Raw genomic sequence first — 9641 nt, 5'->3', positions numbered from 1 at the left:
GTTGAAGGCTGCTTACAGGTTCTGCGCCTTGATGATGTCCTCGAGCGAACCGCTCGGGAGCGAGCCCGAGGGGCTCAGCTTGTCGACGGCCTGCGGGAGTTGCTGGGCGATCTGGTCGGCGGCGGCTTCAGGGCTGATGCCGGCCTGCTCGGCGACCTGGGCCAGCGTGTCGTTCGGGAGGGCTTCGGCGATCTGGGCGCCGCTGACCGGCTGGTTCTCGCCGGTGCCGACCCAGGACTGGGCCTGGTCGACCAGGCCCGACTTGGTCAGCATGTCCATCAGCCCGCCCAGCGGGTTGTTCCCCGCGCCGCCGGCCGCCTGGGCGCCGCCGCCACCCCCCATGAGCGCGCCGAGCAGCGCGCCGAGGATGTTGCCGCCACCACCGCTGCCGCCCTGTCCGCCGCTGCCGCCACCGAGGAGGCCGCCGAGAAGGGAGCCGAGGTCGTTACCCGCCATGGTGCTGCCTTTCGAAGAGGGACCGGGGCGCACGGAAAGCGGCCACCCGGCTTCGAGATACCGACAATGTCACCCAATCCGGGCGGGTCTGCCACTTGGCGCAGCGACCCGCGGCCTCTGCGGTAGAACGATCGGCATGATCTTCCACCTCGTACCCCTCGCCGACTGGACCGCGGCGCCCGCCCTCCCCTACGCCCCGCCCTCCCTCGACTCCGAGGGTTTCGTGCACTGTTCGGCCGACCCGGAGACCGCGCTGGCGATCGCCACCTCCCACTACACCGGCGTACGGGGGACCCTGCTCGCCGTGGAGCTCGACGAACTCGCCCTGACCTCGGAGGTCCGCCGCGAGGGTGAATCGGGGGGCCTCTACCCGCACGTCCACGGTCCTTTGAACCGGGACGCCGTCGTCCGCGTGTGGGAGGTCGTACGAGCCCCCGGCTCCCCGGCCGGACTCGTCCCATGGGAGCCGGAGGGCTGATCGGACGCGTGGCAGGTTTTACTGAGACCCGTCACGCGCCAGGATGCCTCTGGCCAGCACGGCACCAACCCGAGGAGAACTTTCATGAGCGAGCCCACACGCACCGCCCGGCGCACGGTACTTGCGGTCGGCGCGAGCGCCCTGGCAGGCGGTGTGCTCACCGCGTGCGGCGGTGCCGACGAGAAGAAGCCGGCGGCCGAGGGCGGCAGCGCACCCACGCCGAAGACCCCCGAGTCCGGCGCGCCGTCCGCGCCGGCGCCGGCCTCCTCGGCTCCGAGCACCGGGAAGAAGGCCCTGGTCAAGGCGGCGGACGTGCCCGTCGGCGGCGGCACGGTCCTCAAGGACGAGAAGCTGGTCGTCACCCAGCCGACGGCGGGCTCCTTCCGCTGCTTCACCGCGGTCTGCACGCACCAGGGCTGCATCGTGAACAAGGTGGAGGCGGGCACCATCGACTGCCCGTGCCACGGCAGCAAGTTCAAGGTGGCCGACGGAGCGGTGGCCCACGGCCCGGCCACCCAGCCGCTGGCGGAGAAGAAGATCACCGTCTCCCCGTCGGGCGAAATCTCGCTCGCCTAGGGGCGGCCCACGCGCCTAGCCTCGGCGCATGAACGACAAGCCGATGCCCGAGCCGCTCGAACTCACCCTGGTCAGGGACCACACGATCTACTCGTGCGTGATGGGTTCGAGGGCGTTCGGCCTGGCGACGGAGGCGAGCGACACCGACCGGCGCGGTGTCTACCTCGCCCCGACCCCGCTGTTCTGGGGCTTCCGGAAGCCGCCGACGCATGTGGACGGCCCGCGGGACGAGGAGTTCTCGTGGGAGCTGGAACGCTTCTGCGAGCTCGCCCTGCGAGCCAACCCGAACATCCTGGAGTGCCTGCACTCCCCCGTCGTGGAACACCTCACGCCGGTCGGCGAGGAACTCCTCTCGCTCCGCGGGGCGTTCCTCTCCCGCCAGGCCCACACCACGTTCAGCCGGTACGCGATCTCCCAGCGCGACAAGCTCCTCGGGGACCTCCGCAACCACGGCGCCCCGCGCTGGAAGCACGCCATGCACCTGCTGCGGCTGCTGCTGTCCTGCCGCGACCTGCTGCGCACGGGCCACCTGGTGATCGACGCGGGCCCCTACCGCGACCGCCTCCTCGCGGTCCGCCGCGGCGAGCTCACCTGGGAGGAGGTCGACGCCTGGATGACCCGCCTGATGACGGACTCCGAGTCCGCCCTCACCAAGACCCCCCTCCCCGAAACCCCGGACCTCCCCCGAGTCGAGGACTTCCTCCACCGCACCCGCCGCACCTCGGCCCTCCCCCCGGCGGCGCCCTAACCCACCCGCCGCCGCACGACGAACTCGTCGAGCGCGTCGAAGCCGCCCGCGTGCTCCGGCAGGGCCGAAGCGCCCCGGGCGGCCTCCAGCACGGCGTGCAGGGCCTCGAAGTCCCGCTCCAGCCGCTCCCCGTCCACCCGCGCCGAACGCATCAGGTGGATGCCCGTGAGCAGCGCCCGGAACGTGTAGAGCAGCGGCTTGAGTTCGTCCGTCTTCCCGAAGAGACGCCACTGGGTGTTGGCGAAGCCCCGGTAGTGGTGGGCGTGGTGGGAGGTCAGGACGGCGGGGGCCAGGTCGGTGCTCAGTGCGTCCAGCATGGATCACGCGTCCCAGAGGGCGCCGAAGGCGAGGAGTTCCTCGCGGTACTCGATGCGGCCCTCCCAGTCGCGGGGCCAGACGTCCGCGCCGAGGTGGGCGCCCGCGAAGGCGCCGGTCAGGCAGGCGATGGAGTCGGAGTCGCCGCGGGTGCAGGCCGCGCGGCGCAGGGCCAGGAGCGGCTCCTGCGGGAAGAGCAGGAAGCACTGCAGGGCCGTGGCCAGGGCCTCTTCGGCAATCCAGCCGTCGCCCGTGGTCAGGCAGGGGTCCGTTTCCGGGGAGGGCGCCCGCAGGGCCGCCGCCAGGCGGTCCAGGACCCCGAGGCACTCGTCCCAGCCGCGCGCCATGAAGGCCTCGGCCGAGGCGTCCGAGGACGTGCGCGTCCAGAGGTCGCCGAGCCAGCGCTCGTGGTAGCGGGTGCGGTTCTCCAGGGCGTACGAGCGCAGCTGCCCGACCAGGCCGGTCACCTCCGTGCCCCGGGCCAGCAGGAACACCGCGCGGGCCGTCAGGTCGGAGGCGGCCAGCGCCGTCGGGTGGCCGTGGGTGAGGGCCGACTGGAGCTGGGCCGCGCCGGCCCGCTCCTCCTCGGTCCAGCCGGGCACCAGCCCCGCCGGCGCCACCCGCATGTTCGCGCCGCAGCCCTTGGAGCCGAGCTGGCTGGCGTCGCGCCAGTCCCGCTCGGGGCGGTTCAGCAGGCTGCAGGCCTTCAGACAGGTGTTGCCCGGGGCCCGGTTGTTCTCCGGGGAGTGGTACCAGTCGACGAACTCCTCCCGGACCGGCCGGGCCAGCCGCAGCGGACCCACCCGGCCGCGGTCGGTCGCGGTCCGTATCCCCCGGGCGAAGGCCAGCGTCATCTGGGTGTCGTCCGTGACGATCGCCGGGCGGGGCAGCGCCATCTCCCGCCACGGGCCCGTCTTCGCCAGGATCCCCGGCACGTCGTTGAACTCCGTGGGGAAGCCGAGCGCGTCTCCCAGGGCCAGCCCGAGCATCGCGCCCGTGGCCGCTCGCTTCGTGGTCGTCGTCATCGTGTGTGTCCTTCCGAGGGGCGGAGCAGGGGCGGGTGCAGGGCGGTCGCGGGTCCGGGCCGGTAGAGCGCGGCGGGTTTGCCGCGGCCGCCGGTGAGCCGGGCGGCGCCGGGCACGGCCTCGACGAACCCGGGCGTGGCCAGCACCTTGCGGCGGAAGTTGGGGCGGTCCAGGGCGGTGTTCCAGACGGTCTCGTAGACGGCCTGGAGCTCGCCGAGGGTGAACTCGGGCGGGCAGAAGGCGGTGGCCAGGCAGCTGTACTCCAGCTTCGAGCCCACCCGCTCCCGGGCGTCGGCGAGGATCACCGCGTGGTCGAAGGCGAGCCCCGCCGAGGGGCCCGCCGCCTCCCCCACCGGCACCCAGCGGGCCCGGTCGGCGTCCCCGCCGCCCCCGGCCGCCGGTTCGGGCAGGTCGGGGACGAGCGCGGTGAAGGCCACCGAGACGACCCGCATGCGGGGGTCCCGGTCCGGTTCGCTGTAGGTGCGCAGCTGGTCCAGGTGCAGGGCCGCGATCACCTCCGCCGACAGGCCGGTCTCCTCGGCGAGTTCGCGCCGGGCGGCCGTCTCCGCGGATTCCCGGGGCAGGACGAAGCCGCCGGGGAGCGCCCAGGCGCCCGCGTACGGCTCCTGCCCGCGCCGGATCAGCAGCACGTGCAGGATGCCGCCGCGGACGGTGAAGACGGCGAGGTCGACGGTCACCGCGAACGGCTCGAAGGCATGGGGGTCGTACCCCTCTCCGCCGCCGCTCAACGGCTCTGCTCCCGTACCCGCTCCGGCAGCGGGTCAGCGAAGTGCCAGCCCTCCGCGAGCAGTCCGTCGACGGCGGCCGCGGCCGCCGCCAGCCGCTGCTCGCGGTCTCCGCTCACCACCACGAACCGCCTCCCGGTGCGCTCCAGTTCCTCCCGGAACCGCCCGGTCATCCAGGGCCGCAGCTGCGGCCCGTCGCGCAACCCGTCGTCCTCGAAGGGCACGTCCGCGTGGTCGGTGAGCAGGTAGAGGTCCCGGTGCGTGCCGGCGGCGATCCGCTCGACCTCCTCGCTGCGCCCGCCCATGTACCGCTCGTGCCAGATGCCGGTGGCGAAGGAGTCGGTGTCGCAGAAGAGCACCGGTGAGCCCAGCCGGGCCGCCCGCTCCTCGTCGGCGTCCTGGCGCCGCGCGATCACCGGGAACTCCGCCGAGGTGAAGTCCACGTCGGCCCAGCTCGCCGCGGGGTCCGCCGCGCGCGCCGCCGCGAGCTTCTCCTCGCTGTACCGGCGGCCGTACTCCGCGACCCAGCCCGTCTTGGTCCACACCCCGCCGCGCCGCCGCCAGTGGGCCGCCAGGGCCCGCGACAGCGTGGTCGTCCCGGTGGACTCGGCGCCGAGTACGACGATCCGCCGGGTCAGGGCGGCCCGTACGGCGGGTCCCAGGAACTCCCAGTTCCCGACCGGGTCGGCCCGTACCGCCGTCCCGGACACCGGGAACAGCGAGCGCGAGCGGTCGACGCACACCTCTTGGGCCCCGAATCTCCGGGCGAGTTCGCTCCCGTACTCCTCGGTGGTGAAGACGGCGTCGACCGGGCGACGCACCGCGCCCCGGAAGACCGCCATGTGGGCCTCCCAGATCTCCGGGTCGTGCAGGTCGACCGGGATGTCGTCGATCGCGCCGACCACGTCGGCCCCCGGGTGCGCCTCGCGCATCCAGGCGACCCGGTCGGCCAGCGGCACCGACTCCACGGAGGCGGCGCACACCAGCACGGTCAGCCGTTCGCACTGGTCCTGGGCGGTGCGCACCAGGTGGTGGTGGCCGGCGTGCGGCGGATAGAACTTGCCGAGCACCAGGCCGTGGCCGTAGCGCTTCATGCCGTCGCCCCCAGGGCCGTACGGGCGCCGCGTGCCGGGAGCGCCCGGCGCCAGCCGAGGAGCCCGACGACGCACAGGACGAGGAAGGCCACGTAGAGCAGGGCCGTCAGGTAGAGCCCCTTGTACACGTAGAGCGGGATGTACACGAGGTCGGCGGCGATCCACAGCCACCAGGACTCCAGGAGCTTGCGGCACTGCCCGTAGGTGGCCATGAGGGAGAGCCCGGTGGTGGCCGCGTCCCAGAACGGGACGGTGGAGTCGGTGGCCCGGCTCAGCAGGAGCGTCAGGCCGAGCACCCCCACCGCCCCCGCCGTGCCCAGCACGGCCCATTCGGCGGCCGTCGTGCGGCGCACCGGCAGGGCCTCGGCGGTTCCTGGTCCACCCCCGTGGGTCCAGGACCACCAGCCGTACGCGGCGAGGGCGATGAAGACGATCTGCAGCCCGGCGTCGGCGTAGAGCTCGGCCTGGGCGAAGAGAACGATGAAGAAGACGTTGTTGGCGATGCCGATCGGCCAGTTGGCGATGTGCTGCCGGGCGACCAGCCAGACGCACAGGGCTCCCGTGGCGAACCCGAGGATCTCGGTCCAGCTCGTCTGCCACCCCATGATGACGACCCCCACTCCTTTTATAGTCAGGTTGACTATAAAGAACCCGCGGGGTCGGCACAAGCGCGAAAAACCCGCGGCGCCCAAGGGCACCGCGGGTTCTTGGTTCGTACGGGAGGAGCAGCCGGTCCTTACAGACCGACCTCCTTCATGAGCATGCCGACCTCGGTGTTGGTCAGGCGGCGCAGCCAGCCGGACTTCTGGTCGCCGAGCTCGATCGGACCGAAGGAGGTCCGCACCAGCTTCTCGACGGGGAAGCCCGCCTCGGCCAGCATGCGGCGCACGATGTGCTTGCGGCCCTCGTGGAGGGTCACCTCGACCAGGTAGTTCTTGCCGAGCTGGTCGACGACGCGGAAGTGGTCGGCGCGGGCGTAGCCGTCCTCCAGCTCGATGCCGTCCTTGAGGCGCTTGCCGATGTCGCGCGGCAGCGGTCCGGTGATGGCGGCGACGTAGGTCTTCTTCACGCCGTACCTCGGGTGCGTGAGGCGGTGGGCCAGCTCGCCGTGGTTGGTGAGCAGGATGATGCCCTCGGTCTCGGTGTCGAGCCGGCCGACGTGGAAGAGACGCGTCTCACGGTTGGTGACGTAGTCGCCGAGGCACTGGCGGCCGTCCGGGTCCTCCATCGTGGAGACGACGCCGGCCGGCTTGTTCAGCGCGAAGAACAGGTACGACTGGGTGGCGACGGTCAGGCCGTCCACCTTGATCTCGTCCGAGGGCTTCACGCGCTTGCCCTGCGAGAGCACGATCTCGCCGTTGACCTCGACGCGCGCCTGCTCGATGAGCTCCTCGCACGCGCGGCGCGAACCCATGCCGGCACGGGCGAGGACCTTCTGCAGGCGCTCGCCCTCCTCCTCGGCACCCGGGAAGGTCTTCGGGGTCTTGATCACGGGCTTGTCGGCGTACCGGTCGCGCACGCGCTCCTCGATCCGCGCCTCCAGCTCGCGCGGCTTGGACTGGCCGCTGCGGGAGCCGGGGCCGATGCGCGGGCCGCCGGCGCCGCCGATGCCGGGGGTGCGGGAGACCTTCGGGCCGCCCTTGGCGCCACCGCGGGCCGCGGCGCCGCGTGCACCGCCGCGGTTGCCGTCGGCCGCGCCGCGGGCACCGCCGCCGCCCGCCTTGGCGCCACCGCGGCCGTTGCGCTCGCCCTCGGGGCCCACGTCGTAGCGACGCTCCTCGGGGCGGGGGTTGCGGATGCGGGGCGCGGGCTCGCGGTCACGGTCGGAGCCGCCACCCTGGTAGCCGCCACCCTGGTAGCCGCCGCCGGAGGAACCACCACGGGAACCGCCGCCCTGGTATCCGCCGCCGGAGCTGCCGCCACGCGAGCCGCCGCCCTGGTAGCCACCACCCGAGCTGCCGCCGCGGGAACCGCCGCCGGAGCCGCCGGAGCTGCCGCCCCGGTAGCCGCCGCCCGAGCCGCTGCCGCCGGAGGAGCCGCCACCGCGGTAGCCACCACCGCCGCCGCTGGAGCTGCCGCCACGGGCGTTACCACGCCCGCCGCCGCCACCGCCGCCGCTGTTCCTGTTGCCGCCACCGTTGCCGTTGCCGCTGCTTCGCATCAAAGTTCCGTCGTCTTGTCGTCTTCATCGGTATCCGGAGAGTCCGGATCGAACGACGGAACACCCTCTTGCGTCTCGGCTTCGATCGCGTCCGCCTCGGGGAGGAAGGGCGCGAGCTCCGGGAGCTCGTCCAGGCCACGCAGGCCCATCCGCTCCAGAAAGTAGTTCGTCGTCCTGTACAGGATCGCACCTGTTTCGGGTTCCGTCCCCGCCTCCTCCACCAGACCCCGCTGGAGGAGGGTGCGCATGACCCCGTCGCAGTTGACTCCGCGGACCGCCGAAACCCTCGACCGGCTGACCGGCTGACGGTACGCGACGACGGCCATGGTCTCCAGTGCCGCCTGGGTGAGACGGGCCTGCTGGCCGTCCAGCACGAAGGCCTCGACGGCCGGCGCGAAGTCCGCCCGGCTGTAGAACCGCCAGCCCCCGGCGACCAGCCGCAATTCGAATCCGCGGCGCTGTACGTCGTACTCGTCCACGAGCTCGCGCAGCGCCTCCGCGACCTCCCTGGGGCTGCGCTCCAGCACCTTGGCCAGGTGCGCCTCGGTCGCCGGCTCGTCCACCACCATGAGGACGGCCTCCAGGGCCGGCTTCAGGTCCAGTCCGGCCACCCGCCCCTGCGGCTGCGGCTGCGGCTGTGCCTCTGCGTGCGCCTGCGGCCCGCTCATTCCTTGACCTCCACGATCCGGTCGAACTCGTCCGTGACCCTCGGCATGCCGTCCCCGTCCCCGCCGCTCCAGCGCACGGTGAGCGTCCGCAGGGCCTCCTCCTGGTCCAGGACCACCGCTTTCTCCCGGTAGAGCTCCAGGAGGGCCAGGAAGCGCGCCACGACGGTCAGGGTGTCCTCCGCGTCCTCGGTGAGCTCCTGGAAGGTGGCCTCGCCGCGCGCCTTCAGCAGCGCCACGACCAGCCCGGCCTGCTCGCGGACGCTCACGAGGGGCGCGTGGATGTGGTCCACGTACACCTGGGGCTTCGCCCGGGGCTGCATGGCCTTGACCGCGAGCCGCGCCAGTCCGTCGCCGCCGACGCTGATGACCACCTCGGGCAGCAGCTCGGCGAGGTGGGCCTCCAGACCCACCGTGCGCGGGTAGCGCCTGCCCTCGGCCTCGGCGCGCTCCTGGAAGATCTCGGCGATCCGCTTGTAGGCCCGGTACTGCAGGAGCCGCGCGAAGAGCAGGTCCCTGGCCTCCAGCAGCGCGAGGTCGGCCTCGTCCTCGACCTCGGCGACGGGCAGCAGCCGGGCGGCCTTCAGGTCGAGGAGGGTCGCGGCGACGACGAGGAACTCGGTCGTCTGGTCGAGGTCCCAGTCGGGGCCCATGGAACGGATGTGCGCCATGAACTCGTCGGTGACCTGTGACAGCGCGACCTCCGTGACGTCGAGCTTGTGCCGCGAGATCAGCTGCAGCAGCAGGTCGAACGGCCCCTCGAAGTTGTCCAGCCGCAGGGTGAACCGCCCGTCCCCCGCCCCCTCCGGGGCCGGAACGGACGCACCCGAGGCCGCTACGGGGCCTTCGGCGCCGCCAGGGGCCGACGAGGCCCCCCGGGCGCTGTCACGGCCGCCCGAGGCCGCCAGGGACCCCTGGGCGCCCCCGGCGCCGCCCGAGTCCGGTGCGGCCCCGTCGAGGGCCTGTACGGAGCCTCCGGGGGCCGCCTCGGCGCCGTCGGCGCCACCGGAAGGCCCGTCCGGCCCCTCGGCCCCACCGGGGCCGTCGGAGGCCGGTACGGCCGGATCCGGGGCCCGGTCGGGGGGTTCGGGGGTCTCCCCGGCCGGAGGCCGGGGGACGGGATCGGGGAGCTCCTCCTCCGCCACCGGTACGGGGGCACCCGGGCCGCGGCCCAGCGAGCGGCGGGAGGGTCGGCCGGGTTCGGCGGGAGAGGGCATCGCGGTCCAGGGTGGTACGGAGTGAACGGCCGGTCGGGCCGGGGCCAGATGGGGACTGGGGCTCCCTCGCGGCGGACCGCGGCCCCGGTGGCCGCGCACCAGGCTGAACGCGTCGCCGCGGGACGCCAGGTCCGCCAGGACCACGGCGCCCGCCACGCTC

The 9641-nt window shown here is 73.3% G+C and carries 11 protein-coding genes and 1 pseudogene; 3 read left to right on the top strand and 9 right to left on the bottom strand.

The genetic code is table 11. The features are described from left to right. Nucleotides 1-12: 12 nt before the first annotated feature. Complete coding sequence (locus ACWGDE_RS31565; RefSeq protein ID WP_453392454.1) at nucleotides 13-456, bottom strand: YidB family protein; 444 nt, start codon at nucleotides 454-456, stop codon at nucleotides 13-15. Between the two features lie 136 nt (nucleotides 457-592). Between ACWGDE_RS31565 and ACWGDE_RS31560 the strand changes: the two genes are divergently transcribed. From ACWGDE_RS31560 to ACWGDE_RS31550, 3 genes are all read left to right on the top strand, one after another. After that, the gene (locus ACWGDE_RS31560) at nucleotides 593-934 is read left to right on the top strand and encodes a DUF952 domain-containing protein (RefSeq protein ID WP_453392453.1); all 342 of its coding nucleotides are present in this window, start codon (nucleotides 593-595) and stop codon (nucleotides 932-934) included. 84 nt (nucleotides 935-1018) lie between these two features. Then, on the top strand, nucleotides 1019-1510 hold the full coding sequence (locus ACWGDE_RS31555; protein WP_453392452.1) for a Rieske (2Fe-2S) protein: 492 nt from the start codon (nucleotides 1019-1021) through the stop codon (nucleotides 1508-1510). 28 nt (nucleotides 1511-1538) lie between these two features. Next, a complete protein-coding gene (locus ACWGDE_RS31550; RefSeq protein WP_453392451.1) occupies nucleotides 1539-2258 on the top strand; it encodes a nucleotidyltransferase domain-containing protein in 720 nt (239 codons plus the stop codon). Here ACWGDE_RS31550 and ACWGDE_RS31545 read toward each other — a convergent pair. The 8 genes and pseudogenes from ACWGDE_RS31545 to ACWGDE_RS31510 form a co-directional block, all read right to left on the bottom strand. Beyond that, nucleotides 2255-2551: pseudogene (locus tag ACWGDE_RS31545) on the bottom strand (DNA polymerase beta superfamily protein); the annotation flags it as partial. The gene ACWGDE_RS31550 and the pseudogene ACWGDE_RS31545 overlap by 4 nt on opposite strands. 27 nt (nucleotides 2552-2578) lie before the next feature. Further along, nucleotides 2579-3598, bottom strand: coding sequence for an ADP-ribosylglycohydrolase family protein (locus ACWGDE_RS31540; RefSeq protein ID WP_453392450.1), 1020 nt, complete (start codon nucleotides 3596-3598; stop codon nucleotides 2579-2581). Further along, on the bottom strand, nucleotides 3595-4347 hold the full coding sequence (locus tag ACWGDE_RS31535; RefSeq protein WP_453392449.1) for an NUDIX hydrolase: 753 nt from the start codon (nucleotides 4345-4347) through the stop codon (nucleotides 3595-3597). The genes ACWGDE_RS31540 and ACWGDE_RS31535 overlap by 4 nt, the downstream gene beginning before the upstream one ends. Next, nucleotides 4344-5438, bottom strand: a complete 1095-nt coding sequence (locus ACWGDE_RS31530; protein ID WP_453392448.1) for an AAA family ATPase — start codon at nucleotides 5436-5438, stop codon at nucleotides 4344-4346. The genes ACWGDE_RS31535 and ACWGDE_RS31530 overlap by 4 nt, the downstream gene beginning before the upstream one ends. After that, nucleotides 5435-6043: a nicotinamide riboside transporter PnuC gene (gene pnuC / locus ACWGDE_RS31525; protein WP_453392447.1), complete on the bottom strand. Its 609-nt coding sequence runs from the start codon at nucleotides 6041-6043 to the stop codon at nucleotides 5435-5437. Before pnuC ends, ACWGDE_RS31530 begins: the two co-directional genes overlap by 4 nt. A 131-nt stretch (nucleotides 6044-6174) precedes the next feature. Further along, nucleotides 6175-7599, bottom strand: a complete 1425-nt coding sequence (locus ACWGDE_RS31520) for a pseudouridine synthase (RefSeq protein ID WP_453392446.1) — start codon at nucleotides 7597-7599, stop codon at nucleotides 6175-6177. Beyond that, the gene (gene scpB / locus ACWGDE_RS31515; protein WP_453392445.1) at nucleotides 7599-8267 is read right to left on the bottom strand and encodes an SMC-Scp complex subunit ScpB; all 669 of its coding nucleotides are present in this window, start codon (nucleotides 8265-8267) and stop codon (nucleotides 7599-7601) included. The genes ACWGDE_RS31520 and scpB overlap by 1 nt, the downstream gene beginning before the upstream one ends. After that, nucleotides 8264-9481, bottom strand: a complete 1218-nt coding sequence (locus tag ACWGDE_RS31510) for a segregation/condensation protein A (protein ID WP_453392455.1) — start codon at nucleotides 9479-9481, stop codon at nucleotides 8264-8266. The genes scpB and ACWGDE_RS31510 overlap by 4 nt, the downstream gene beginning before the upstream one ends. Nucleotides 9482-9641 lie beyond the last annotated feature (160 nt).

Source organism: Streptomyces sp. NPDC054956, from assembly GCF_053609185.1.
Note: the sequence above shows the minus strand (reverse complement) of the source record. Positions and strands in the feature narration are given on the sequence as shown.